Origin of the sequence: Corticimicrobacter populi (assembly GCF_003123725.1) — a bacterium.
In the GTDB taxonomy this organism is placed as follows: Bacteria; Pseudomonadota; Gammaproteobacteria; order Burkholderiales; family Burkholderiaceae_B; genus Corticimicrobacter; species Corticimicrobacter populi.
Genome location: NZ_QETA01000001.1, coordinates 1 through 25,075 on the forward strand (window position 1 = coordinate 1; position 25,075 = coordinate 25,075).

Below are 25,075 nucleotides of genomic sequence, written 5' to 3' on the forward strand. Positions count from 1 at the left end.
CCTTCGCGCCGATGATAGTTGGTTTACGCCTGTGAAAGTAGGTCATCGTCAAGCTTTTATTCCCAGAAACCCCCAAGCTCCGCGCTTGGGGGTTTTTGCTTTTGGTGAAAGAAAAAATTAGAAAAAAGAATGCTTGCTGGGCGTTTATTACTCAGCCCATACCTCCTGGGTTCTTATAGAGAACTCGTGACGTAATGTCTGCAGCCGCCACGTGTTGATCGCATCAATAGCGTTAGCCAGCGGATTGAACGCCACTCAATAGGTGCAAAAGGCGTATGCAGTGACTATCGATCCGCTCTGTTTTCATTGAGTTGCACTGGTATTGCATGCGGATAAAGCTGTCAGCCAGCTACTGCAGAGTCAACACGAATCACAATAGCGTTACCGTTGAGCAAAGACCCGGTGCCACAGCCCGCGCCGTCAGAACACGCCGACCGTCTTGTATTGGCGATGACATCTGTGGCCTGCTTCCTGTTGTGCTGCTGTCGTTATGGAAAACGTCTTGATGGCAGTATGCCGAAAGACAAAGTTCCGGATTCGGCATATTGATCTTGCCGCGGAAGGGACAATAAAAAACGGGCACCAGAGGTGCCCGTCAGGAAATTGCTCAGCGTTGCGTTGTCAGTCGGCAGTCAAGCGGAAAGACAGTTTCAGCGTGCGTGGTCGGTGCTGCTGCCCGAACGCTTCAAGGCCCAAGCGCCGTCACCGATCAATGCCAGGGCCAATGCCGCGGCCGTCAGGAAAATCGGGTACTCCCAACCGCCATTGGCGTTGGCGAAGGCCCAGCCGTTGCCGAAATGGACAGAGGAAGCAGCAAACAGTTGTACAACGGCAATGGCGGCAATCCAGCGGGCGAAGACGCCCAGGATCAGGAAGGCTCCACCGATGACCTCAAAAGCAATGACGGGATAGGCGGTCCAGCCCGGAAAGCCGATTGACTCGAAAAAGCCAGCCGTGCCGGCGGGGGTGAAGACCAGCAGTTTGGTCAGCCCATGGGCCAGGAACATCAGGCCGAGGGCCAGTCGCAGGACGAGGGCTGCATAAGGGGCGGTGCGGGTATCAATCATGGTTATTCTCCGTTAAGACAGAATTTAGAAAAATATGATGAAGCAAGTGTTGCCAATGAGAGGCGCAAACAGATAAAAACAAAGCGTGTTCTGCTGAGGCGCAGGGATAAAATCAATACGCGGTTGTGGAAAATTCTCCCAGTACGTAGGTGTCCATGGCGAGGACGCCATAATCCACGCCGCCATCGATGATGGTGGTCGGTTCTTCATCGCCGGTGGCTCCAGCAGCAACCAGTAGCGGTAGGAAGTGCTCCTCTGTGGGATGGGCGCGTTCGGCCGCGGGGGCCAGCCTGCGATAACCCAGCAGAGCCGAAATATCATGTGCATCTACTTGGCGGCGGGTCCAATCTGTGAACTCACGTACATACTCGGAAGCATCGCTACCCGGATGGCGAATTTCATAGAGGTTGTGCGTCAGGCTGCCTGAGCCGATCAGCAATACGCCTTCATCACGCAAGGGAGCCAGGCTCTTGCCCAGTCGCAATGCTGTATCTGCATCGCAAGGATAGGGCAGCGATACCTGTACTACGGGAATCCGGGCATCCGGATACAGATGCATCAAGGGTACCCAGGCACCGTGGTCCAGACCGCGTGAGGCATCTGGCGTGGTGGGCCAGCCGGCCTGCTGCAGCAACTCAAGGGTACGTGCCGCGATCTCCGGTGCGCCGGCTGCAGGGTATTGCAGGGCGTAGAGCGGTGCAGGAAAGCCACCGAAATCGTGAATGGTCGCGGGTTGCGCACTGGTCGTGACTCCCACGGTTCCTCGCGTCATCCAATGTGCAGAAATAACGACGATGGCTCGGGGTTCCGGCAGTTGTTGGCCCAGTCGGGTGAGCTCCGGACCGGCCAGGCCGGGTTCCAGTGCGAAGGTCGGCGCGCCATGGGAGACAAACAGGACAGGCATGCGGTTCGACATGATGAATCCTTTGGGTAATGAACTTTCAAGTTCGATGTGAAAATTTTATTGGTTTTAAAAAATAAGATAAACAGACTTTTTATGAACTTATTGTTGTGAAAAAAGAGATAATTGAGCCTGTTGAGTATTTGGGAGCAGGAGGTAACGGATATGAGTCGTTCGCTTGAAATGACAGTCTTTGTGGCTATTGTGGATGCCGGTAGTTTCGTCGGTGCGGCAGATGTGCTGGGTATGTCAAAGGCGGCGGTATCGAGACATATCGTTGCGCTGGAGTCGCGGCTTGGGGTTCGATTGCTGCAGAGGACAACACGCCGGTTGTCATTGACCGAGGAGGGACAGATTTTCTACCAGCGGGCACGCGAGGTGCTCAATGCCATGGATGAGGCCGAAAGTACGGTGTCGGAGCGAGCACTGGAGCCCGGAGGACGGATTCGGATCAATGTGCCCGTGTCGTATGGTATTACCTGCCTGGCTCCCTTATGGTCGGGGTTCATGGCTCGCTATCCCAAGGTAGAACTGGATATTTCGCTCAATGATCGCGTGGTTGATCTGATCGAGGAGGGCTATGACATGGCGGTGCGAATCAGTGCCCTGCCCAGTTCCAGCCTGATCTGTCGTCGTCTGGCCACGACGCGAATGATGCTTTGTGCCTCGCCGGATTACCTGCGCCGACGTGGCACACCCACGACGCCGGCCGAATTGCTGCATCACGACACGCTGACCTATACGCTCCTGGCCAATCATGAGGAATGGTATTTCCAGGGATCGGAGGGACAGGTGCGTACCCGGATACGGCCCAAGGTACTGTCCAACAATGGAGATACCTGTCGGATGATTGCCCTGCAAGGCGGAGGCATTACGTTGCAGCCGGATTTTATTCTGGGGGCCGATGTGCGCCGGGGGGAGTTGATTGAATTGCTGCCGAATTACAAGACTCAGGAGCTGGGAGTTTATGCGGTGTTTCCATCCAGGCGACAACTGTCACTCAAGGTCAGGCATATGGTGGACTACCTGACGCAGGCACTCAACCACTGATGATGTCAGTCTGAAAGCCTGAAGAAATGAACGTGTAATGTGCTGCTGCTCAAAGAACTGTATACCAATGTTGAGCTATATATTACAAAACATTCCATATTTAAATGATATCGGATAAGAGCAGCCGAATATATTTGCACCCCTGCAGGTAGTCCGGTTGCAGAACCGGAGTCCCTGTCTATGACGAAGTTGCTTGGAAATTGGTCGCTCTTGGCCAAATTTGCCCTGATTAGTGTGCTGAGCCTGATCATGTTCAGTGTGCCAACCACGCTGTACCTCGGCAGTACCTATGGCGTGATTGCCCAGAAACAGCTTGAGTGGGAAGGCATGGTACCCAGCAACCAATTGCTGGCTGTGGTCAGGCTCCTGCAACAGCATCGCGGCATGTCTGCATCTCTGTTGAGTGGCAATACTGCCATCCAGGAGCAACGTCGCCAGCGCGTGGTGGAGATCGAGCAGGCAATGGGGCAACTGCAGCAGACTCTGGAGCAGGCTTCGGAAAAGGTGGCAGTGCTATTACCGGAACTGAAGGATGTGCAAGCCCGCTGGCGCGAACTGCAGGCCCGTGTCGAACAGGGCACAATTCCTGCCCCTGAGAGCTTTGCCGGGCATGTCAATGTCATCAACGCTCTGTTCTCGATGGGGGATCGCATTCTCGATATCTACGGGCTCAGCCTGGATGACGCACTCGAGGTCGATGCACTGATCCAGGGGGCATTTGTTTCATTGCCACTGTTGTCGGAAGAACTCGGCAAGGCGCGGGCACAGGGCGCGCGCTTGCTGGTGCTGGGCAAAGCCTCTGATCAGGACCGGCTTGCACTGGGTGGCATTGTGCAACGCGCGGACGAATATCTGCAGCAGACCCAGCGTGCGTTTGACAAGGCCTATGCGCTGGATGCCGATCTGCGCTCGACTTTGCAGGCCAAGACCCGGCAAGCCGCAGAGCAGGCAAGGGAGGCGCTGGTTCTAGTCAACGGGCAGATTCTCTCGGCCGCGACGTTGGTAGCGCCTTCGCAACCGTATTTCGATGCCATGACGCGGGCCATCGATGTGCAGTATCGAGTGGTGGACGATGTTATTGTCGAGCTGGAGCACCTGCTGTCGGAGCGGGTCGATCATTTGCAGCGCGATGCTGCCTGGCTGTTGGGGGGCTTGCTGGTCATGGCACTGCTGGCGGGGTGGGTCACGCTGTTGGTGATCCGTTCGATTACCCGTCCGATAGCGACCTCGGTTGCAATGGCCAGCCAGGTGGCTGCGTGCGACCTGACTGCCAGGGCCGAGGTTACAGGGCGGGATGAGCCTGCCCAGTTGCTGCAGGCTCTCAATGCCATGAGCGAAAGTCTTTCCGCAGTGGTCAGGCAGGTGCGTACCAGTGTCGACAGTATCGATCTGGCAGCCGCCGAAATTGCCCACGGCAATATGGACCTGTCGAGCCGGACGGAATCCCAGGCCTCCAGTCTGGAAGAAACGGCTGCTTCTATCGAGGAGCTGACCGCTACCGTGCAGCAGAATGCTGGCAATGCCCGCCAGGCCAGTGAGCTGGCTGTGGCCGCAGCGGAGCTGGCAGGGCGCAGCGGTAGCGAGGTGGAGCAGGCAGTTTCCCTCATGCAGGCGATCAACCAGAGCTCGCGGCGCATGGTCGATATCATCGGTGTGATCGAGAGCATTGCCTTCCAGACCAATATCCTGGCATTGAATGCCTCGGTCGAGTCTGCCCGCGCCGGGGAGCAGGGGCGTGGTTTTGCCGTCGTGGCGGCTGAAGTGCGGACGCTGGCGCAACGTTCGGCGAATGCTGCCCAGGAGATCCGGACGCTGATCAATGCCTCGTTACAGGAGGTGAATCAGGGTAGTGCCTGTATCGAAGGGGTAGGCAATACCATGGGGCAGGTAGTCAGCTCGATTCGTCAGGTGGCCGATCTGATCGTGGAAATCGATACGGCCAGCGGCGAACAGACGACTGGCATTACTCAGGTCAATCAGGCTGTGACGCAAATCGATGATATTACCCAGCAGAATGCGGCACTGGTCGAGCAGGCCGCTGCGGCTGCGACCAATCTTCGTGATCAGACGCATGCGCTGGCGGAGGCTGTTGTGGCTTTCAGGCTGGATCGCGGATTGCCACCACGGATCGGAGGGTGATTGTCAGCGCAGGAACGCATCATACGCCGTGCGCATGATCAATAACGACACTACACCGATGAAAATCCAGCGTACGAAGCCGGCACCATAGCGCAGTGCCATATAGGTCCCCAGGAAGCTGCCGACCAGGTTGGCGGCAGCCAGCGGCAGCATCAGGTGCCACCAGATATAGCCCTTGAAGCCGAGCAGGATGATGGTGGCCAGGTTGGTGGCAATGTTGAGCAGCTTGGCGTTGGCCGAGGCGTTGAGGAAATCGTAGCCAAGCAGCCGCACCAGGGCGAATACGAAAAAGCTGCCGGTGCCGGGGCCGAAGAAGCCGTCGTAGAAGCCGATCAGCAGGCCGATGGCGCACCCCAGCACCAGGCTGCGTGCGGCCGACTGCAGGGGCTTGTGGACTTGTCCCATGTCCTTGCGGGCCAGTGTATAGAGCAGCACGGCCAGCAGGATGAATGGCAGCAGCTTGCGCATGAAGTCGGCCGAGATCATGGTCACCACCCATGAGCCGAAGAGCGATCCCAGGAAGGCGGCGGCCAGTGCCGGCCACAGTGTGGGCCAGTCGAATTCGACGCGCCGTGCATAGCGCCATGCCGAGAGTGCCGTTCCCCATATGGAGCCTGTCTTGTTGGTGCCGAACAGCGTGGCAGGGGCCGTAGTCGGGAATACGGCAAAGAGGGCCGGTACCAGAATCAGTCCGCCGCCGCCCACGATGGCATCGACGAAACCGGCGAACAGGGAAGCAACGGAAATGACAAGCCATTCCATGATGGCGTAATCCTTGGATGCCGCCAGCGTGGCATGGAGGGTGATACGGTGCGGGACGGGCCGGCCACCGTCACGGAAAGGGAAGGATTTTACTGCGTTTGCAGAAGTCGGGCCTTGCTGCTCGGGAAAGCGCGCTGGCTCTGTTTTCTTAACCTCAATCCTGGCAGGGAATAGTGGCAGCAGGTGCCGGGCGCTCTGCTACACTTTTCCCCTTTTGGCATGTCGGAAAAGGATCATCATGGACGCTGCAGAGTGGCGTAATAAAAAAGGCTGTCTGTGGCTGATGCTGGGCGGCCTGGCGTTCATGGGGTTGGTGTTCGGCATCATCATCTATGTGATTTCCCGTCCCCAGACCGCCGAGGTCGAGGCGCAGGAATGGCAGGCGATCCTGGTATGTCGCCAGCAACTGGCGCGTCCCGATATCACGCCGCAACGCCGTGAGTTTCTGGGAGCCAGCTGCCGCGAGATGGAAAAACAATTCAGGTTCAAGTTCCCCAATGCAACACAATAGGATTACGCCTTCGCGTCGCGCCCTGGTGATTGCCATCGTGGTGGTGGTGATCGTGCTGACCGCCAGCAGCCTGTTTCTCTGGAAACGGACCGGCGTATCCAACCTGCGTGAGTTCAGTACCGAGCAGGTGGTGATTTTCGAGGGCGAGGGGTTGAGCCTGCCTGCTGCCATCAGTGGGCCCGGCAATATCCGCATCGTGCATTTCTGGGATCCGGGTTGCCGCAGCTGCAACAAGGAAACCGATGCCCATCTCAATTACCTGATCGGCATGTATCGTTCGGCCGGTATCGATTTCTATAGCGTACAGAAACCGGGTACGACAGGTGAGCTTGCCCCTTTCCTGCAGGGCAAGCTGACACCGTTGGAGACGATCCAGGGGATCGAGACACTGCCTGCCAGTCCTGCCATGGCCATATGGGATCGTGATGGCAACCTGGCCTATGCCGGCCCCTATAGCGAGGGGCTGATCTGCAACTCCAGCAACAGCTTCGTGGAGCCGATCATCGATGCGCTGATTGCCGGGCGCAAGGTTACCCCCAAGGGGTTCCTGGCCGTGGGCTGCTACTGCCCCTGGGGTGAGGGGAGCATGGTCGGATCCTGAGGCTGCACAGTTCGGTCTGTTTATGCAAGGTGGCAGTCATCTATGAAGCATGAGATCCTGGCATGTTATGACAGACGACTGCCAGAAAAGCATCGGGGCGGCCATATGGCCGCCCCGATGATATCGTCTGATGATATTTATCCGACTCAGCCCAGAGGGACCTCGAGGGCTGCATTGATGGGCGCGACCAGATTGCCGACCTGGGAATCAACCGACATCATGATGCTCAGCACCATCACCATGGCAATCGAGTAGACGAACAGCTTGCGTGCCCAGACTCGGTCGTCTGGTGCACGGTAGCCAGAGATCGCCAGCCAGAGCCAGTAGCTGCCACTGGCAGCCACCACCACGAAATAGCTGGTGCCGGCGTAGCCGCTGACGGCCAGCATCAGTGTGGCTGCCACGAATGCCGCAACGTAGAAGACGATATGGTGCTTGGCGGTGGAAACCCCCTTGCGCACCGGCAGCACCGGGATCGAGGCGGCCTGGTAATCGTTGAAGCGGAAAATCGCGATGGCGTAGGAGTGGGGCATCTGCCACAGGCTGAAAATCAGCAGCAGGATCGCCGCACCGGCATCGAACTCGTTGGTCACGGCGCAGTAGCCGACCACGGGCGGCGTGGCTCCGGACAGGCTGCCGATCAGTGTGCCGTAGGTCGAATGGCGCTTCATGTAGAGGCTGTACACGCCCACGTAGATCAGGAATCCGATCAGTACCAGCGCCACGGGCAGCAGGCTGGCCGTGGCCAGATACAGCACCGCTACACCGGCCAAGCCCAGGACACAGGCATAGATCAGTGCATTGCGCGGTGACACCAGGCCGCGCACCAGTTCGCGGTTGCGGGTGCGCGACATCAGGCCGTCGATATCGCGGTCGATGTAGTTGTTGAATACGCACCCGGACGCAATGACCAGCGATACGCCGAGCGCGGTCCAGAACCCGAGTGCCAGGTCGATGTCGCCCTTGGATGCCAGGAAGAAACCGCCGGCAACCGAAATCAGGTTGCCGACGACGATGCCTGGCTTGATGAGCTTCAGATAGCGTTTAAGCATTGCATCCGCGCATGTGCGCTCAGTGAATCATCATGTTGTAGTGCATGTTCCAGATAATCCAGATCGAGAGCACGACAACGATGACGACGATGACGACCGTGAAGATGAAACTCATCAGGTTCCAGCCGCTTTCGGAATGGCGGTTCATGTGCAGGAAATACACCAGTTGAACCACGATCTGGATCACGGCGAAAGCCACGATCAGCAACAGCGTGACAGGCTTGGGCAGCACGCCGTACATCACCAGGCCAAACGGGATCAGCGTCAGGACCGCCGACAGGATGAAGCCGACGATGTACGACTTGGTCGAGCCGTGGCTTTCGCCGGCGGGGGTGGTATGTTCGTGCGACATGATTACAGCACTCCCATCAGGTAGACAACAGTGAACACGCAGATCCAGACCACGTCCAGGAAGTGCCAGAAGATGCTCAGGCAGTTCAGGCGGGTCTGGTTCGAGGCGGTCAGGCCGCGGCTCGATACCTGATGAATCATGACGGCCATCCAGATCAGACCACTGAAAACGTGCGCGCCGTGGGTGCCGACCAGCGTGAAGAAGGCCGACAGGTAGGCGCTGCGGCTCGGACCGTTGCCGTTTTCGATCAGGTGATGGAACTCATAGAGTTCCATGCAGATGAAGGTGGCTCCCAGCACGAAAGTGACGCAGAGCCACTTCAGTACGCCGGAACGGTCATTGCGGTGCATGGCCAGCATGGCGAAGCCGTAGGTGATGCTCGAGAACAGCAGCACGAAGGTTTCGGTCAGCACGAAGGGCAATTGCTGGCCAAACAGCTCGACGCTGGTCGGGCCGCCCGCGAAGGCATTGCTCAGCACGGCGAAGACCGCGAAGAGGGTGCCGAACAGAACGCAGTCCGACATCAGGTAGATCCAGAAACCGAAGACGGAGGTGGATCCCGAGTCGTGGTGCTCGTGGTCGTGGCCGTGCTCCTGCCCGGAGGCAGGGGTCGCGGCAGAGTGATGTAGGGTTTGACTTGACATGTCTCTTACGCCTGGGTTGCTTGGGCTTGGATATGCTGGTGCTCGATGCGTGCGACCTCTTCGGACGGGACGTAGTAGTCCACGTCCTGGTCATAGGTGCGCACGATATAGGCCACGATCGCACCGACGAACGAGGCACCGACCAGCCACCAGATGTGCCAGATCAGGGCGAAGCACATCACGGTCAGCAGCATTGAAACCACGAATGGATTGCCTGTGTTGCGCGGCATGTGGATCGGTGCATAGTGGCTGGGCGCGGGCGGCAGGCCACGTTGCTTGGCTTCATAGAACGCGTCAATGGAATCCACCTTGGGCAGCACGGCGAAGTTGTAGAACGGCGGCGGCGAGGCGGTGGACCACTCCAGCGTGCGACCATCCCACGGATCGCCGGTGACGTCCATGTTCTGCTTGCGGTCGCGGATGCTGACGTAGAGCTGCAGGATGAAGAAGCCGATACCTGCCAGGATGAACAGCGCGCCTACCCATGCCACGGTCAGGTAGGGGACCCAGGCCGGGTTGTCGTAGCTGTTCAGACGGCGGGTCATGCCCATGAAGCCGAGCATGTACAGCGGCATGAAGGCCAGGTAGAAGCCGATGATCCAGCACCAGAAGGAGTAGCGGCCCAGACGTTCATTGAGCTTGAAGCCGAATGCCTTCGGGAACCAGAAGGTGATGCCGGCCAGATAGCCGAATACCGCGCCACCGATGATGGTGTTGTGGAAGTGGGCCACCAGGAACAAGCTGTTGTGCAGCAGGAAGTCGGCACCCGGCACGGCCAGCAGAACGCCGGTCATGCCGCCGATGCTGAAGGTGACCAGAAAGCCCAGGGTCCAGAGCATGGGCGTCTTGAACTCGACGCGGCCCTGGTACATGGTGAACAGCCAGGTGAAGATCTTTACGCCGGTCGGAATGGCGATGATCATTGTCATGATGCCGAAGAAGGCGTTGACGTTGGCCCCCGAACCCATGGTGAAGAAGTGGTGCAGCCAGACGATGAACGACAGCAGGCCGATGGCGACGGTAGCACCGACCATGGATTTGTAGCCGAACAGCTTCTTGCGGGCAAAGGTCGAAACGACTTCAGAGAACACACCGAAAGCCGGCAGTACCAGGATGTACACCTCGGGGTGGCCCCAGGCCCAGAACAGGTTCACGTACATCATGGCGTTGCCGCCCATGCCGGCCGTGAAGAAATTCATGTCGAGGTAGCGATCCAGCGACAGCATGCCGAGTGCGACTGTGAGGATCGGGAAGGCGGCGACGATGATCACGCAGGTGACCAGGGTGGTCCAGGTGAAGATGGGCATCTTCATCAGGGTCATGCCCGGCGTGCGCATCTTGAGGATGGTCACGAACAGGTTGACGCCGGTCAGCAGGGTACCCAGCCCGGATAGCTGCAATGACCAGATGTAGTAATCGACGCCGACACTTGGACTGAGATCGATCCCCGAAAGTGGCGGATAGGCCACCCAGCCGGACTGGGCGAACTCACCCACACCCAGCGACAGCATCACAAGGATGACGCCGCCCACGAACAGCCAGAAGCTGAGCGCGTTGAGGTAGGGAAATGCCACGTCGCGGGCACCGATCTGCAGCGGCATGACGATGTTCATCAGGCCTGTCACCAGCGGCGTTGCGACGAAGAAGATCATGATGACGCCGTGCGCCGAGAAGATCTGGTCATAGTGGTGCGGGGGCAGGAAGCCGTCGCTGCCGCCGTGGGCCAGCATCAGTTGCGTGCGCATCATGATGGCGTCGGCAAAGCCGCGCACCAGCATGATGATGGCCACGATGATGTACATGATCCCGATGCGCTTGTGGTCGACCGTGGTAAACCACTCCTTCCACAGCCAGGTCCACTTCTTGAAATAGGTGATGCCGCCGACGACGGCGATACCGCCCAGCACGATGGCGATCAGCGTAACGATGATGATCGGGTCGTGAAGGGGGATGGCATCCAGGGTTAGCTTGCCGAACATGGTTGATTACTCCTCCGAACCGGACTGGGGGGCGTCGCCGATGTCCAGGCGGTCCCGGGTGTTGGCACCCACGCCGATGAACTGGTCGATGACTTGCTTGAACAGACCGGGCTGCACATTGCCGTAATAGGTCACGGGGTGGTCCTTGCTCGGCTGAGCGAGCTGCTTGTAGCCTTCGAAGTCCAGGCCCTGCTCGCTGGCCTTGACCTTCTGGACCCACTCTTCGAAACCGGCGTCGCTCAGAGCGTGCGCCTTGAATTTCATGCCCGAGAAGCCACTGCCGCTGTAATTGCTGGAAATGCCATCATAGACACCCGCCTCATTGGCGATCAGGTGCAATTGGGTGCGCATCCCGGCCATGGCGTAGATCTGACCGCCCAGCTGGGGAATGAAGAACGAGTTCATCGGCCCGTTGGAGGTGATGTTGAAGGCAATCGGCGTGTTTTCCGGGAAGGCGATCTCGTTGACCGTAGCGATGCCTTGCTCAGGGTAGACGAACACCCACTTCCAGTCCGTTGCGATCACGTCGATGACGACGGGCTGGCGATCGGACTCCAGCGGCTTGAACGGGTCGAGCGCATGCGTGCTCTTCCAGACGATGATGGCCAGTGTGAAGATGATCAGCAGCGGTATGCCCCAGACCACGATTTCAACCTTGGTGGAATGTGACCAGTCAGGTGTGTATTTTGCATTCTTGTTGGATGCGCGGTATTTCCAGGCAAATACGAAGGTCAGCAAAATGGCTGGGATCACGACGATCAGCATCAGGCCGACGGCAGTAATGATCAGGTCGCGTTGGGCGATCCCGATCTCGCCTTTTGAATTGAAGAGCACCCAGTCCGAGCAGCCGCTCAGACCGGAAGCGATCAATAGCGCAAGTGCGCTTCGCCATAATGTCCGGCAGTGGTGTTTCATATGGAAAGATCCTGAGATATATAAACAATCGTTCGGAAACGCATTTGTTTTCATGCTCTTGCTGTGGCCGGCATGCATGTATGAATGTATGCAGCGACACGACATGCAAAAAGCCGCCATCAGGGATGAGCGGCGCGTGCAGGCACGACTATACAAAATATCGGCGGCTCATGAGCGGCACCGATGTTACGACCCAATGTACGGAGAATGCAGGGAGACGCCTTGGGTGGGCAGGATGAGGTGCCGGAGAGGAATGCAGGTCTGTAAAAAAAATCTTTTAAAACAAAGAATTGCTTTGATCTATATCAAATTTTTTTACAGACCGAAAAAGTGCGCAGAAGTCAATGATACACATCATCCAGCCTTTTTCTCCGTATATTTTTTAGAAACTATATATTTCTATATGTGTCTTATGGGCGTGAGAAAGAAGGTTCAGGATTGCCAGTGGCCGCTCAGGAGTAGTGGGGGCCTGGATTGGGCACGCACCAAGGCGGAGGCGGGCCAGGTATCCTGGCGCACGGACAGGCCGGCATAGATGCCGTGCCCTTCGCCGGCTTGCAGCTGACCGCCGGCTTCGATGCCCTCTCCGGCGCGAATGCTGCCGCCCGCCAGGATGTCGCCGCGAGCCAGGATCCCCCAGCGGGCGTCGAGGTGGTCCGCGCAGCGGATATCCTGGCCGGCCATGATGCCGCGCTGTGTGTGAATTCCGGCACCACCGATGACGTTGCCGCCAGCCTTGATGCCGCCGTTGCACGACAGCGGGCCGCCGCTGTCGATGTCTTCGCCGGCATGCAGGTCGCCTTCCGCCTGCAAGGCACCTTCGACCCGGATGTCGCGCCGCGCTTTGATCAGGCCGCGGCAGTTCAGTGTCTGGCCGATGTCCAGGCTCCAGCCAGTGTGCAGGTCGCCGGCGACCTGCAGGTTGCCATCGCAGCGGATGCCGCCTTCGGCCCGGATGTCGCGGCCGGCGATGATGTTGCCTTGTGCGCGGATACTGCCCTGGGTGTGGATGCTGCGGCCGGCTCGCACGATGGTGTCAACCTCGATGCCCTGGCGGATGCGCAGTTCGCCGGCAAAAATGACGGCATTGGCCTCCAGGCTGTCGAGTGTGCGTACGGCGTCAATCGGGCCAAACTGATCGAGTAGCCAGAGGGCGTCGTCGATGCGGTTCTCGGCGACGAGGTCGTCAAGCAATTGCTGATATTCGCCCTGACCGTTGCGATTGCGGATGAACCAGCGAAAGCCGGCGGCGCAGGGTTGCTTGGCTTTGACGAAATTCTTGGTGAGTTGCATGGGGCTTCGGTATCTCGTGTGTGCAGGCGCGGCAGCGTGTTCATCTCGGGTCGCTGTGGGCGTGCATTGCCTCGGCGCGGTGACGCGGCGAAAGGGCAGGGTCGCGGGTGTGGTGCGTCAGGGCAGGATGGCCCGAGGCATCATCGGCAGGGGGAAGGTGCGTGCGCGAACGATCAGCCTGGTTTGGCGCGGGCAAAGAGAGAGCGAAAAGCCAGTTCCTGCAGGCTGAGCAGCCTGAAGCGAGTGTGGAGCACGACACCGAAGGTGAAGCGTCCGCGTCCGGCGAACCGGTTTTGCAGAATGCGTCGCTGGTACGGAGTCCTGAGCGTGGGCATGGCGGGCGTCGGGTGTCGGAGAATCCGGCAAAGCGTCCGGCAGAAAAGCAACAAGGCGGCTGAAAGCCGCCTTGTGCGAGATAACCTGGTGGGCTGTGAGTGGCTCGAACACTCGACCTACGGATTAAGAGTCCGCTGCTCTACCAACTGAGCTAACAGCCCGATCTGCGTAACTGCAATGTGTGTTGCAGCTCGAGAAGGCGAAACTATACATGTTTTTTTTGTGCTGTGCAAATAATTTCGTCTTTTCTGCAAATTTTTATGCGGTCAGTCTCAATTCCGTAGTGCGATGATCAATCTCGCAGTGCGATGACGGCTTCTATTTCTACGCGCATGCCGGAGGGCAGAGAGACTGCGCCGCTGGCAATGCGGGCATGCCGGCCTCGCTCTCCGAACAGATCGAGAAAGAGCGTGGAGGCACCGTCGAGTACGCTGGCGTGTGCCGTGAAGGTTGCATCGCAATGCACCAGGCCAGCCAGCCGCACGATGCGCTCGATGCGACCCAGATCGCCCGAGCAGGCGTGTGCCGCCTGCGCCAGGACATTGAGCGCGCAGATGCGGGCTGCCTCCTGACTGGAAGGCAGGTCGGCACTGTCGGCAGGGCCGGTATGATGCAGCATGCCATTCAGGCGCGGGCCTTGTCCCGCCACGAACAGGAGGTTGCCACTGCGGACATAGGGAACATAGGCTCCCTGGGGAATCGTGGCGTCCGGCAACGACAGCCCGAGTTCGGTCAGTCGCTGGCGCAGACGGTCGTTCTCTGACGGCTGGCTCATTTGATCTGTCTCCAGTCGCCCTGGTCACCCTTCCAGTTGATGGTGTGGCCGAGGGTGCGCAGTACAGTGGCGCGCAGGGTATGCACCAGGCCGACCCATTCATCGACATGAATGCCATCGACGGCAGGTTCTGGTGCCATGAACATGCCGTCCACGCCGCCATTGCCTACGCACAGCTCAATGCTGCGACGTTCCAGTTCGGCATCATGGAATACGGTGGGATTTTCGAGCAGGGCGGTCAGTGCGGCAATCAGGCCGGTGGCCCCCCAGTTTGATACGTTGGAGATGACCAGATGATCCGCGGCATTGGCTGCCGCGACGCCGCCGCGACCTGGAATGCCGCAGTCGCGGGCCTTGGGCGAGAAGGTGGGCAGGTCCTGGGCAATGACGCCCATGCCAAGCTCATTGCCGCCATCACCGATGCCGATGGTGGGGATGCCATGCTGCTTTGCCAGGTTGAACAGGTAGTCGGCATCGCCCACCATGCCGTCCAGCGGGCGTCCGCCCAGGCCGTGATAGAGTCCGTTGGCGTTGGCACCCGGACGTTCGATGGAGATGACCAGGGCGGGCCGGCTGGTTTCGATCAGTTCGTGGGCTGCCGCATGGCAGCGCGTGTCATCCTTCTCCAGCGAACGGATATAGACTGGCCGCAGGAAATCGATACCGACGGCCTGTCCGTCGGCAGGCAGGTTGCGTGGGGAGAGGCCTGCGCCCATGCAGGTGGCGCGCATCATGGCATCCCAGTCGTGGTCGATGGCGATGATGGAGTGAACGCCGAAACCCAGGAACAGGGCGCGTGCCAGCAGCGCCGCTCCGACCGGGCCATCGGTTTCGGGCACACCGCCGCCCTCGGGAAAGCCGGTGATGATCAGTACGGGGCCAGGTTGGTCGCGCAGGCGGGTGGCGATCACTTCCGCCGCGCCCATGCAGTTGAAGCCGGGCTGGCGTCGCTGCACGGCATCCCGGATATGGCGGATGGAGCCGACGCCGGTCAGGTCCAGGCTCATGAAGTCGTCGATGGTCTGTGCCACGCGCTGATAGGTGGCGCTGTCTTTGCTCAGCATGGTGAATTCCTTGTGTTGAAAATGTGGTTTCAGGGTTGCTGGATATAGGTCGCGAACTTGTCGGCATCGACATTGCCGCCGCTCAGGACGATGCCGATGGTCTTGTCGCGGATATCGAGCTTGCCGGCCAGCAGTGCCGCCAGTGGTGCGGCACCGCCCGGCTCGACGACCAGTCGCAGGTCTTCATAGGCGATGCGTATGGCTTGGCGGACATCCTCGTCGCTGACGGTCAGCGCGCCTGCCAGTAGCGCCTGGTTGATAGGGAACGTGATGTCGCCAGGCGACTGCACTTGCAGTGCGTCGCAGATCGACTGGCGACCTGCCGGATTGCCGACGCGGGTACCACTGGCCAGGGAACGTGCCGTATCGTCGAATTGCTCGGGCTCGACGCACCAGACTGCGGTGTTGGGCGAGAGCGCATGGATGGCGGTGGCGACCCCCGCGGCCAGGCCGCCGCCACTGCAACTGACCAGTGCCGCATCAAGCGTGGCCTCCAGCGCCGTGGCCTGCTGGCTCAGTTCGATACCCAGGGTTCCCTGGCCGGCGATGACATGCGGATCGTCGTAGGGGGGCACGATGACCGCGCCGGTGCGCTCGGCGATTTCGGTGCCGATGGCTTCGCGGTTTTCGGTTTTTCGGTCGTACAGGCGCACGGTGGCACCGAGCTTGCGGGCACCCTCGACCTTGGCGACGGGGGCGTCGGAAGGCATCAGGATCGTGGCCTGGATGCCCAGCCGGGCACCGACCGAGGAGACGGCCAGCGCATGATTGCCGGACGACCAGGCGACGATGCCGGCTTCGCGCTGGGCGGGTGTGAACTGGATGACGCGGTTGTAGGCTCCGCGAAATTTGAATGATCCGGTGTGCTGCAGGACTTCCGGCTTGATCAGGATGCGGGCACCCAGGCGTTCGTTGAGTGCGGCATTTTCGATCAGCGCGGTATGCACCACGCGATTGCGCAGGCGTTGCGCAGCGGCTTCGACATCGGCAAAGGAAACGCTGGGGGCGAGTGTTTTCGTGTTCATGAGTATGCTTTCCGAAAGGGTGGGAAAAAAGGGCTGTGGAGGGTCTGGCGGAGCAGGGCTGACCGGCTGGGTTGCCGCCGGCCAGACCGGTGCTCAGCCCGAGAGCACGCGGGGCAGAAACAGGGCCAGATCGGGAAAGGCCACCATCAGGCCGATCACCGCCAGCAGGGCCGCCACGAAGGGCAGTGCGCCGATGATGACGTCGCTCATGGGGCCGGACTTGCGCAGGCCTTGCACCACGAACAGGTTCAGGCCGACTGGAGGGGTGATCAGGGCTGTCTCGATCAGCAGCACGACCAGGATGCCGAACCAGATCGGGTCGTAGCCCAGCGCGATCACGATAGGGGTGACGATGGGGACGCTGGCGACCATCAGTGACAGGGTTTCCATGAACAGGCCGACCACCAGGTAAAACAGGATGATGAACAGCAGCATCACCTCGGGGGCCACGTCCATGTTCTGCACGAATGAAGCCACGGCACGGGTGACGCCGATGGAGCCCATGATGAAGTTGAGAAAATAGGCCCCGATGATGATGGCCAGCATCATGCCGGTTGTCAGGATGGTGCCCATCAGTGCCTGCTTCAGCATGGCCCAGGAAAGTCGCCCGGTCAGCGCGATGACGAGCATGGCACCGGTCACGCCCAGCGCGGCTGCCTCGGTCGGCGTGGCCAGCCCGGCGTAGATGAAGCCGACCACCAGCAGGAAAATGCCCAGCGGGAAGATCAGATCCTTGAGTGCGGCAAAGCGTTCGCGCCAGGTGGCGTGCAAGCGCTCGCCTCCCAGGGATGGCTTGACTGCACACACGATCAGGATGGTCAGCGAGAACATCGCAGCCAGCAGAATGCCGGGCAGCAGCGCCGCCAGGTACAGCGCCGGGATCGACGAGTTGGTGAGGGCACCGTAGATCACCAGATTGATGCTCGGCGGGATCAGGATGCCCAGGGTGCCGCCGGCTGCGATGCTGCCCAGGAAGAGCTTCTCGTTGTAGCCGTATTTGCGGATCTGCGGGATGGCGACCGTGCCGACCGTGGCTGCGGTTGCCACGCTGGAGCCGCTGGTGGCGGAGAAGGCCGCCGAGGTCCCGATGTTGGAGTGCATCAGTCCGCCGGGTAGCCATGACAGCCACTTGGCCATGGCTCCGTACATACCTTCGCCGATGCCAGAGCGCAGCAGCAGTTCGCCCAGCAGTACGAAGAACGGGATAGACACCAGCAGCGGGTCGTTGCCGGCATTCCAGGCGATCTGGCCGATGCCCTGCAGGATGGGAAAGGGCGAGTAGGCTTCGGCCAGGGCGACGCCCAGCAGCCCGAGCACGGCAGCCACGGGGATGGAGAGCGCCAGCAGGACCAGCAGTCCGAGCGCGACGTTTGCAATCATGATGATTCCTTTGCTTGGCGGGCCTGGCCGTCGCGGCTCGCCGCGTCTTCCAGCTCCTCGTGCACTTCTTCCAGCGTGCTGCGGTTCGAGATCAACTGGCGTGCGCCGTTCCAGTCACGTCGCAGCAACCTGCCGAGCGCCTTGCAGAGCAGGATGGCGGCGATCAGGCAGAACAGTGCGAGCCCGGCCAGCCACAGAATCTGCGGAATGGCCAGCGGGGTGCCCAGTGGCGTCATGGATTTGGCGTTGATGGTGAGGCTGCGATCGACCATGACCCAGCCATAGCGCAGCACCAGGCCGAAGAACGCCAGCATGGCCACGATCGACAGGACGTCGAGCGCGAGCTGGACCGGACGGGGCAGAATGGCGTAGAGCGAGTCGATGCGGATATGGCGGCGTGCCAGCAGCGTGGCCGACAGCGCCCAGGTGCTGGTAATCGCCAGGGCATAGCCAGACAGTTCGTCGGCACCGTTGAAGCTCATGCCGAACAGGTTGCGGGCCATGATTTCCAGAGTGATGACAACGCTGGCAGCCAGGATCAGCAACCCGCAGGCCAGTGCAGCGGCATCGCCTGCCTTGCTGCACAGGCGCATCAGGGGGGAGTGGTTATCCATGTTTACCTGGCCTCTGCGGTGAGCCCCAGTTCCCGGCCGACGGTGGCGTTCCATTCGTCGGTGCAGTCTTTGCCGCAGCGCTTGGCCCAACCCGGCAGGACATGGTTCTGCAGGATGTCGAGGCGGCGCTGGTTGTCGGCTTCGGACAGCGGCGTCAGCGTCATGCGTCCGGTGTGGCTGTCCGTGCAGTTCTGGCCGGTAGCGCAGCGCATGGCCTGTTCATCGCCGGCGGCTGCCATTTCGGCCAGCCGGGTTTCCATTTGGCGATATTGATCCTGCAGGAAGGTCTGTGCTTCGGGTGGCAGGGCATTCCAGGCATCGAGGTTGGCCCCCCAGAACATGGTGCTCCAGCCCGAGTTCAGCGGATACAGGGTTTTGGTGACGTCATACCATTTGGCCCGATAGCCTGAAATGGCACCGGTCACGCCACAGTCAGCCACACCGCGCTGCAATGCCGGGACGGCCTCCACGAACGGGATCGTGACGCTGGAGCCCTGCACGCCGTTGACCAGGTCGGTCAGCGAGGCATTGAAGACGCGGATTTTCTTGCCCTTGAGCGAGTCGATGTCGTTGATTTGGTCGCGGCACCAGAAGACCTGCGCGCTCATCGGTGCCAGCCCCAGCAGCTTGACGTTGAAACGTTCTGCCATGACACGTTCGAGTACCGGGCGGTAGGCGTCGATGGCGCGCATGGCGGTCGGTACGTCCAATGTCAGGCCGGCCAGGTCCACGGCTTCGAAACGTGGGTCGTCGCCTGCCATGTAGCTGATGGCCTGGGAGGCGAACTGGATGGCACCATTCTGCAGGAAGGAGAGGATTTCGGGCCCCTTGAGGCCGGCGACATCGTGCGGCAGGGCTTCGATGGCGATCTGTCCTCCGGAGGCCTCGGGAATCTGCTTGGCGTACCAGTCCTGTTCGAGGTCGGTCCAGAGGTTGAAGGTGCTGTTGGCGCCAATGGCGCGCAACTGCAGTTCGGGCAGGGCTGCATCCTGGGCCTGGGCCTGGCCCAGTGACAATGCGGCACCGAGCGCCAGCGCGTAACCGAGTTTCTTCATGGCAATCTCCTGTCAGGGCGGCGCCGGCGAGATCCGTGCGCCTGTTGCGTGAGGGTCGAGGAGATTGTCTGATCAGGATTTTTTTAAGACAAAGCGTGGTTTTTTATCGGACTGATCCTTTTTTTTGATAGGTTGGCTGAAAAGGGCATGGCCACGGCGCTGGCGAGCCAGCCCGTTTTTGTAATAAATCGGCTGTCTAGGGGAAAGTCCCGAGATCGGTTGCGGTGGTGGCAGGCATTGCCGGCACTGTGCGGCAGGCCGTACGTGCCCTCAGTCCGGGTGTCCGGTCGTGGCGCTGAAGGCTTCGGCGGCTTCCAGGGCAAGGTCGCGAATGGCTTCCTTGAGAAAGGCGTTGGGGCCAGGCAGGTAGGTGGAATAGAAGCTGAGGTCTTCCAGAGGCAGCCTGCTGGGGAGTGTTTCCAGCTCACCGGCAGCCAGTATCTTCGGGATGCTGACAGGCGACAGGGCTGCAATGCCAAGGCCGGTACGTGCCATGTCGATAATGGTGGTGATGGGCGAGATGCCCCAGATCCGCAGGTTGGCCAGGCCCAGCCGTTCCTGGCTGACGGCAATCAGATTCTTGGTCGACAGGGCACTCTTGGGATACGTGATGATCGGATAGCGGGTCAGCAGCATCCGGTCGGTAGCGTTGGCTGGCAGGGCGGCCCGGAAAGCGGGTGAGACCAGCAGTCGGAACGGGTAGGCGCAGAGTTTCAGCGAGCGGGCATCGGGGTGATCCAGCGGTGCGGCTACCAGCCCCAGGTCGAGGTCGAGCGACAGCAGTTGCTTGTGGATTTCTACGGTGGTGTCGACCGAGATGTCCAGCGAGATCTGGGGGTACAAGGCACGGATGCGTTCCAGCAGCGGCGACAGCCAGGTATGTACCAGCGTTTCGGAGACGCCGAGGCGGAACGTGCCGCGCAGCAGGGCACCATTGTCGGAGACGGCCTGCAGCATCTCGGTGCGTATCTGGAAGATCTTTTCGGAATACGAGAGCAGCACAGCTCCCCGGTTGGTCAGGGTGATGCGCTTGGTCTGGCGGTCGAACAGGCGCACGCCGAGTTCTTCCTCCAGTTGCGCGATGCGCGCCGAAATGGCCGGCTGGGTCGTGTTCAGGTGCTGTGCCGCCGCCCGGAAGCCGCCTAGGGTGGCAACCCAGTAGAACGTTTCCAGTGTGCGCATGTCACGCATGGCAGGCTCCAGTCAGGTCTGGCCGGTAGGTGGGAGCGACTTGGCGGCCCAGTCGCAGTGCCTGCCATAGGCTGGCCAGTCGAAGGCGGGGCCTGGGTCGGTCTTGCGGCCAGGGGCAATGTGTTCGTGTCCACGTACTGCCGACAGCGGGTGGTGCGTGCGCAGGCAGGCGGTCAGCGCCTGCAGGCGGGTGTACTGGACAGGTTCGTAGGGCTGGCTGTCGGTGCCTTCCAGTTCGACGCCGATCGAGAAATCATTGCAGCGGCTGCGTCCCTCGAACTCGGATACGCCGGCATGCCAGGCTCGCTGCAAGGTGGCCACGAACTGCAGGATCTGGCCGTCGCGCCGGATTAGGAAGTGAGCCGATACACGCAGGCCTCGGATGTTTTCGAACCAGGGGTGGTCGGCCAGCACCAGGCTGTTGGTGAACAGGCGCACGATATGCGGGCCACCGAACTCGCCGGGTGGCAGGCTGATGTTGTGCAGAACCAGTAGGGAGGGAACCTCGTGGCCGGGGCGTTCATCCTGGTTGGGCGAGGGCACCAGATTGACGCCGGGGGCGGGCCTGAGCCAGCCCGCCGTATCGAGTTGCAGGGGCATGGAGGAGAAACCGGCACGGCTGTGCATGTTCGCGCTCCGCCGAGAGTCAGTGCGTTCGCTCGGGGCGCACGCCCAGACGGGCGTGTTCGCTGCCGCACCAGGTCTTGCCTTGCTGGAGCAGGGCCTCGGAGCGGGGTAGGTGGATGCCACAGTGGGCGCAACGCACCATTTCTTCCGATCCTTGGGCCGCTGCGGGGGCCGCAGGACCCCGTCCGGGCTGAGCCGGGCGCTGCGCAGCGGGTTGGCGTGCACGGGCCGCCCGCTTGGCTGCGGCATGTCCGAGCAAACGACCTGCCAACAGAACGGCCAGAATCAGGATGAACCAGAACAGAATCTTGCCCATGTGGCGTTGCTACCCTTGTGTCAGCGCGTGAGGACGTTTTCAAGCACGAAGCGCGTGCCGGTATAGGCCAGCAGCATGAAGCCGAAGCCTGTCATGGTCCAGCGCAGTGCGACCCGGCCACGCCAGCCATGGCGATGGCGGCCGATCAGCAGCAGTCCGAACGTCAGCCATGACAGCAGCGTGAAGACGGTCTTGTGGTCCATGGGCAGAATGCGCCCGGAGATCATCCAGGATGCCAGCGAACCGGTGATGACGGTCAGGGTCAGCGCGCCGAAGGCAATCCAGATCAGTCGGAACAGAATGCGCTCCTGCACCAGCAGTGGCGGCATGGCTTCCAGTGTGCGGCTCAGCAGACCGTGGGTGGCCTGTTCGGCTGCCTCGGGCACGAAGGGCCGGTGCAGGTGGCGGTCGAGCGCGGCCATCAGCATGGCATGGGCAGCAACCACGGTGATCAGTGCGTAGGCTGCCAGTGCGATGAGCAGGTGAATACGCAACCAGGGATTGCCGGCGTGCGCCACCAGTGTGGCTTCGGGAAACAGGGCGGCCAGTGCCGTGGTCAGTGCTGCGCAGGGCAGCAGTAACAGCAGCAGCCCGTCGATGCGGAACCACTGGCTTTCTATCCAGAAGACAACCAGCCCGAGCCAGAAGGCGACCGACAGGGCCAGTGACCAGCTCAGGTAGATGGCTGGGCCGACCAGGATGGACTGTTGCAGGCCGATTCCATGCAACAATAGGGCGAACGCCAACCCGAAGCGCAGTGTCTGCGTTTCGCGTGTGGGACGGGCAGCGTCGGTATGCTCTGCCGGAATATGGCGCCAGTGCGCCACCGAGAGCAGGAAGTAGCCGAAGGCTGCCAGCGCGTGAAATACAATGCCTGAAGACATAATCCGATAGTGTAAGCGAAACCAGAGCAATGCTTGATAATTTAACCAATCGTTTGTCGCGCGTCGTCAAGACGCTGCGGGGTCAGGCGCGGCTGACCGAGGAAAATACCCAGGAGATGCTGCGCGAGGTCCGGCTGGCGCTTCTTGAAGCGGACGTGGCGTTGCCCGTGGTGCGAGAGTTCGTGGCACGCGTCAAGGAAAAGGCACTGGGCGAGGAAGTCATTTCCAGCCTGACGCCGGGACAGGCGCTGGTCGGGATCGTACACAAGGAACTGACCGCGCTGATGGGGGGCGACCTGGGGCTGGAAGCGGGCGAGTTGTCGCTGGCTGCCCAGCCGCCGGCCGTGATCCTGATGGCCGGCCTGCAGGGGGCGGGCAAAACCACCACCACCGGTAAGCTGGCACGCTGGCTCAGCGAAGGCAGTCACACGCAGCATGGCCGCAAGACCGGCAAGAAAAAAGTGCTGGTGGTCAGTGCCGACGTGTATCGCCCGGCCGCTATCGAGCAGCTCAAGACGGTGGCTGGACAGGTCGGCGTCGATTTCCTGCCGTCCGATGCGTCGCAAAAGCCCGAGACGATTGCAACCCAGGCACTGGATCATGCCAAGCGCCACCACTACGATGTCCTGATCGTAGATACGGCAGGCCGGTTGGGCGTGGACGAGGCGATGATGCGCGAGATCCGCGCCCTGCACGATTTGCTGAGTCCCATCGAGACCCTGTTCGTGGTCGATGCCATGCAGGGTCAGGATGCGGTCAACGTGGCGCGCGCCTTTTCCGAGGCGCTGCCGCTGACCGGCGTGGTCATGACCAAGCTCGATGGCGATGCGCGCGGTGGCGCGGCGTTGTCGGTGCGGCATGTCACCGGCAAGCCGCTCAAGTTCGTTGGGGTCTCGGAAAAGCTCGATGGCCTGCAGCCCTTTCATCCCGACCGGATGGCCCAGCGCGTGCTGGGCATGGGCGATATCCTGTCGCTGGTTGAGCAGGCACAGCAATCCATTGATGTTGAAGATGCTGCCAAGCTGGCCAAGAAGCTCAAGTCGGGCGACAAGTTCGACCTGAATGACTTTCGCGATCAGTTGGGCCAGGTCAAGAAGCTGGGCGACATGGGATCGCTGCTCGAAAAATTGCCGGCACAGTTTGCGCAGGCCGCAGGTCAGTTGCAGGGTGGTCAGGCCGAGAAGCAGTTGCGCCGAACCGAAGGCATCCTTAACTCGATGACGCCGCAGGAGCGCGCCAAGCCGGAACTGCTCAAGGCTTCGCGCAAGCGCCGTATTGCTGCCGGGGCCGGCGTGCCGGTCCAGGAAGTCAACCGGCTGCTGTCTCAGTTCGAGCAGATGCAGGGCATGATGAAGCAGATGAAAAAAGGTGGCATGGCCAAGATGATGCGTGCCATGGGCGGACTCAAGGGGCTGGGCGGCATGAAACTGCCGCGCGGCTTCAAGTAGGGCGCACACATCAAGGAGGGCTCGGCATGGCGCGTGCAGTGACCTCCCTGCTGTATGAGCAGGACCTCAAGCGGCAGCTCGGGCTGATATCGAGCGAGGTCGATGCGCCGGTGCCCGCATCAGCGACTGACGAGGCCCGCGCTGCGGTGCGTGGGCGCTTTTCCGTATTGCCTTTGCGTGATGGGCTGTATCTGCACATGTCGGATACGGTACAGGTGCGCGATCATGTGTCCAGTCGTATCCTGCACGAAGGCCTCAAGCTGGCGCTGGTCATTGATGGGCAGGTCGATATGACATACGGACCGCATCGCTTTCTGCTTGGCCCTGGCTGGGGAGCCGAGCAGGGGCCATCAGCGCAGGCGGCGGCTGTCAATCTGCGACAATCTGTTCTTTGTGTGCGGCGAGGCCGAGCGGGCCGCAAGGCCCGCGCCATCAGCTTGACTCTTGAGCCATCCTGGATTGGCGACGCAAGTATCTCGGGGGGTGACGACTGGTCTACGGTGCGTCATTTCCTGGAAACACATCTTGCGACCTGCGTTTGGCAGCCTTCGGGACGGATATGTGCCTTGGCTGGACAGATGCTGTGCACCAACGTATATGACGATCCCATGCAGCGGCTGTACCTTGAAAGTCGAGCTATCGAAATTGTGAGTGAAGCATTCCAGCAGATCGCCGGTACTGGCCGTGCCGTGGCGCATGAGGGTATGCCTGTGCGCGAACAACGGCGTTTGCTGAGTATCCGCGAATGGCTCGACAGCGGTGAGGCCGATCAACTGAGTGTCAGTGAGATTGCCCGACGGTTCGGTATGAGCGCCAGCACACTGCAGCGGTATTTTCGCCAGGCCTATGGTCAAACCGTGTTCGAATATCTCAGGCGTTGCCGCATGGCGCGGGCACGCAAGGCACTGGAGAATGAGTCCGTCAGTGTGGCTCAGGCGGCGACTATCGCTGGCTACGCCAGTCCTACCAACTTTGCCACGGCCATGCGCCGGCTGTATGGGCTCAGTCCAGCCAGAATGCGGTCGCGGGTCTGATTTTGACGTTTTTGCATAGTTCTCTGATGCTTGTGCAAACATGCTTTCCCTGTTGCATTT

26 protein-coding genes and 1 tRNA gene are annotated in these 25,075 nt (G+C 60.6%); 6 read left to right on the top strand and 21 right to left on the bottom strand.

The window, feature by feature from the left end:
* Positions 1 to 650 precede the first annotated feature (650 nt).
* On the bottom strand, positions 651 to 1,067 hold the full coding sequence (locus DD235_RS00005) for a DoxX family protein (protein WP_109060030.1): 417 nt from the start codon (positions 1,065 to 1,067) through the stop codon (positions 651 to 653).
* A 112-nt stretch (positions 1,068 to 1,179) separates the two neighbouring features.
* Complete coding sequence (locus DD235_RS00010) at positions 1,180 to 1,983, bottom strand: dioxygenase family protein (protein ID WP_109060031.1); 804 nt, start codon at positions 1,981 to 1,983, stop codon at positions 1,180 to 1,182.
* Positions 1,984 to 2,133: 150 nt separating this feature from the next.
* Between DD235_RS00010 and DD235_RS00015 the strand changes: the two genes are divergently transcribed.
* Both DD235_RS00015 and DD235_RS00020 read left to right on the top strand, forming a co-directional pair.
* On the top strand, positions 2,134 to 3,018 hold the full coding sequence (locus DD235_RS00015; RefSeq protein ID WP_109060032.1) for a LysR family transcriptional regulator: 885 nt from the start codon (positions 2,134 to 2,136) through the stop codon (positions 3,016 to 3,018).
* 210 nt (positions 3,019 to 3,228) lie between these two features.
* Positions 3,229 to 5,157, top strand: coding sequence for a methyl-accepting chemotaxis protein (locus DD235_RS00020; RefSeq protein WP_162300374.1), 1,929 nt, complete (start codon positions 3,229 to 3,231; stop codon positions 5,155 to 5,157).
* Positions 5,158 to 5,160: 3 nt separating this feature from the next.
* Here DD235_RS00020 and DD235_RS00025 read toward each other — a convergent pair whose 3' ends face one another.
* Entirely contained in the window at positions 5,161 to 5,919 is a 759-nt protein-coding gene (locus tag DD235_RS00025) for a sulfite exporter TauE/SafE family protein (protein WP_109060034.1), read from the bottom strand.
* A gap of 238 nt (positions 5,920 to 6,157) precedes the next feature.
* Here DD235_RS00025 and DD235_RS00030 point away from each other — a divergent pair, with 238 nt between their 5' ends.
* Positions 6,158 to 6,430, top strand: a complete 273-nt coding sequence (locus tag DD235_RS00030; RefSeq protein WP_109060035.1) for a hypothetical protein — start codon at positions 6,158 to 6,160, stop codon at positions 6,428 to 6,430.
* Positions 6,417 to 7,031 carry a DUF6436 domain-containing protein gene (locus tag DD235_RS00035; RefSeq protein WP_109060036.1) on the top strand — a complete coding sequence of 205 codons (615 nt, stop codon included), beginning with the start codon at positions 6,417 to 6,419 and terminating at the stop codon, positions 7,029 to 7,031. The genes DD235_RS00030 and DD235_RS00035 overlap by 14 nt, the downstream gene beginning before the upstream one ends.
* 146 nt (positions 7,032 to 7,177) lie before the next feature.
* Here DD235_RS00035 and cyoE read toward each other — a convergent pair whose 3' ends face one another.
* From cyoE to DD235_RS00120, 18 genes are all read right to left on the bottom strand, one after another.
* Positions 7,178 to 8,083, bottom strand: a complete 906-nt coding sequence (gene cyoE / locus DD235_RS00040; RefSeq protein WP_109060037.1) for a heme o synthase — start codon at positions 8,081 to 8,083, stop codon at positions 7,178 to 7,180.
* Between the two features lie 19 nt (positions 8,084 to 8,102).
* Positions 8,103 to 8,435 carry a cytochrome o ubiquinol oxidase subunit IV gene (gene cyoD / locus DD235_RS00045; protein WP_109060038.1) on the bottom strand — a complete coding sequence of 111 codons (333 nt, stop codon included), beginning with the start codon at positions 8,433 to 8,435 and terminating at the stop codon, positions 8,103 to 8,105.
* 2 nt (positions 8,436 to 8,437) lie between these two features.
* Positions 8,438 to 9,079 carry a cytochrome o ubiquinol oxidase subunit III gene (gene cyoC, locus DD235_RS00050; RefSeq protein ID WP_109060039.1) on the bottom strand — a complete coding sequence of 214 codons (642 nt, stop codon included), beginning with the start codon at positions 9,077 to 9,079 and terminating at the stop codon, positions 8,438 to 8,440.
* Positions 9,080 to 9,084: 5 nt separating this feature from the next.
* On the bottom strand, positions 9,085 to 11,058 hold the full coding sequence (cyoB, locus tag DD235_RS00055; protein ID WP_109060040.1) for a cytochrome o ubiquinol oxidase subunit I: 1,974 nt from the start codon (positions 11,056 to 11,058) through the stop codon (positions 9,085 to 9,087).
* 6 nt (positions 11,059 to 11,064) lie between these two features.
* Positions 11,065 to 11,973: a ubiquinol oxidase subunit II gene (gene cyoA / locus DD235_RS00060; protein ID WP_109060041.1), complete on the bottom strand. Its 909-nt coding sequence runs from the start codon at positions 11,971 to 11,973 to the stop codon at positions 11,065 to 11,067.
* 432 nt (positions 11,974 to 12,405) lie between these two features.
* Positions 12,406 to 13,266 (bottom strand): hypothetical protein, encoded by an 861-nt coding sequence (locus DD235_RS00065; protein ID WP_109060042.1) that lies wholly within the window; start codon positions 13,264 to 13,266, stop codon positions 12,406 to 12,408.
* Between the two features lie 173 nt (positions 13,267 to 13,439).
* Positions 13,440 to 13,601 carry a hypothetical protein gene (locus DD235_RS16780; RefSeq protein ID WP_155574600.1) on the bottom strand — a complete coding sequence of 54 codons (162 nt, stop codon included), beginning with the start codon at positions 13,599 to 13,601 and terminating at the stop codon, positions 13,440 to 13,442.
* 86 nt (positions 13,602 to 13,687) lie between these two features.
* A tRNA-Lys gene (locus DD235_RS00070) sits at positions 13,688 to 13,763 on the bottom strand.
* A 131-nt stretch (positions 13,764 to 13,894) separates the two neighbouring features.
* Positions 13,895 to 14,377, bottom strand: a complete 483-nt coding sequence (locus tag DD235_RS00075; protein WP_109060043.1) for a RidA family protein — start codon at positions 14,375 to 14,377, stop codon at positions 13,895 to 13,897.
* Positions 14,374 to 15,441: a DUF4392 domain-containing protein gene (locus DD235_RS00080; RefSeq protein WP_109060044.1), complete on the bottom strand. Its 1,068-nt coding sequence runs from the start codon at positions 15,439 to 15,441 to the stop codon at positions 14,374 to 14,376. The genes DD235_RS00075 and DD235_RS00080 overlap by 4 nt, the downstream gene beginning before the upstream one ends.
* 29 nt (positions 15,442 to 15,470) lie before the next feature.
* Positions 15,471 to 16,466 (bottom strand): threonine/serine dehydratase family protein, encoded by a 996-nt coding sequence (locus DD235_RS00085; RefSeq protein WP_109060045.1) that lies wholly within the window; start codon positions 16,464 to 16,466, stop codon positions 15,471 to 15,473.
* Between the two features lie 93 nt (positions 16,467 to 16,559).
* On the bottom strand, positions 16,560 to 17,846 hold the full coding sequence (locus DD235_RS00090; protein WP_109060046.1) for a TRAP transporter large permease: 1,287 nt from the start codon (positions 17,844 to 17,846) through the stop codon (positions 16,560 to 16,562).
* Complete coding sequence (locus DD235_RS00095; RefSeq protein ID WP_162300375.1) at positions 17,843 to 18,460, bottom strand: TRAP transporter small permease subunit; 618 nt, start codon at positions 18,458 to 18,460, stop codon at positions 17,843 to 17,845. Before DD235_RS00095 ends, DD235_RS00090 begins: the two co-directional genes overlap by 4 nt.
* Positions 18,461 to 18,462: 2 nt before the next feature.
* Positions 18,463 to 19,515, bottom strand: a complete 1,053-nt coding sequence (locus tag DD235_RS00100; RefSeq protein ID WP_109060048.1) for a TRAP transporter substrate-binding protein — start codon at positions 19,513 to 19,515, stop codon at positions 18,463 to 18,465.
* 270 nt (positions 19,516 to 19,785) lie between these two features.
* Positions 19,786 to 20,706, bottom strand: a complete 921-nt coding sequence (locus tag DD235_RS00105; RefSeq protein WP_109060049.1) for a LysR family transcriptional regulator — start codon at positions 20,704 to 20,706, stop codon at positions 19,786 to 19,788.
* Positions 20,707 to 20,718: 12 nt separating this feature from the next.
* Positions 20,719 to 21,306, bottom strand: coding sequence for a 1,6-anhydro-N-acetylmuramyl-L-alanine amidase AmpD (ampD, locus tag DD235_RS00110; RefSeq protein ID WP_109060933.1), 588 nt, complete (start codon positions 21,304 to 21,306; stop codon positions 20,719 to 20,721).
* 46 nt (positions 21,307 to 21,352) lie between these two features.
* Positions 21,353 to 21,649, bottom strand: coding sequence for a PP0621 family protein (locus DD235_RS00115; protein WP_109060050.1), 297 nt, complete (start codon positions 21,647 to 21,649; stop codon positions 21,353 to 21,355).
* A gap of 20 nt (positions 21,650 to 21,669) precedes the next feature.
* Complete coding sequence (locus DD235_RS00120) at positions 21,670 to 22,533, bottom strand: cytochrome C assembly family protein (RefSeq protein WP_109060051.1); 864 nt, start codon at positions 22,531 to 22,533, stop codon at positions 21,670 to 21,672.
* 29 nt (positions 22,534 to 22,562) lie between these two features.
* On the opposite strand from DD235_RS00120, the gene ffh reads away from it, so the two are divergent.
* Positions 22,563 to 23,981: a signal recognition particle protein gene (gene ffh / locus DD235_RS00125; protein ID WP_109060052.1), complete on the top strand. Its 1,419-nt coding sequence runs from the start codon at positions 22,563 to 22,565 to the stop codon at positions 23,979 to 23,981.
* Between the two features lie 26 nt (positions 23,982 to 24,007).
* Positions 24,008 to 25,015 (top strand): helix-turn-helix domain-containing protein, encoded by a 1,008-nt coding sequence (locus tag DD235_RS00130; RefSeq protein ID WP_109060053.1) that lies wholly within the window; start codon positions 24,008 to 24,010, stop codon positions 25,013 to 25,015.
* Positions 25,016 to 25,075 lie beyond the last annotated feature (60 nt).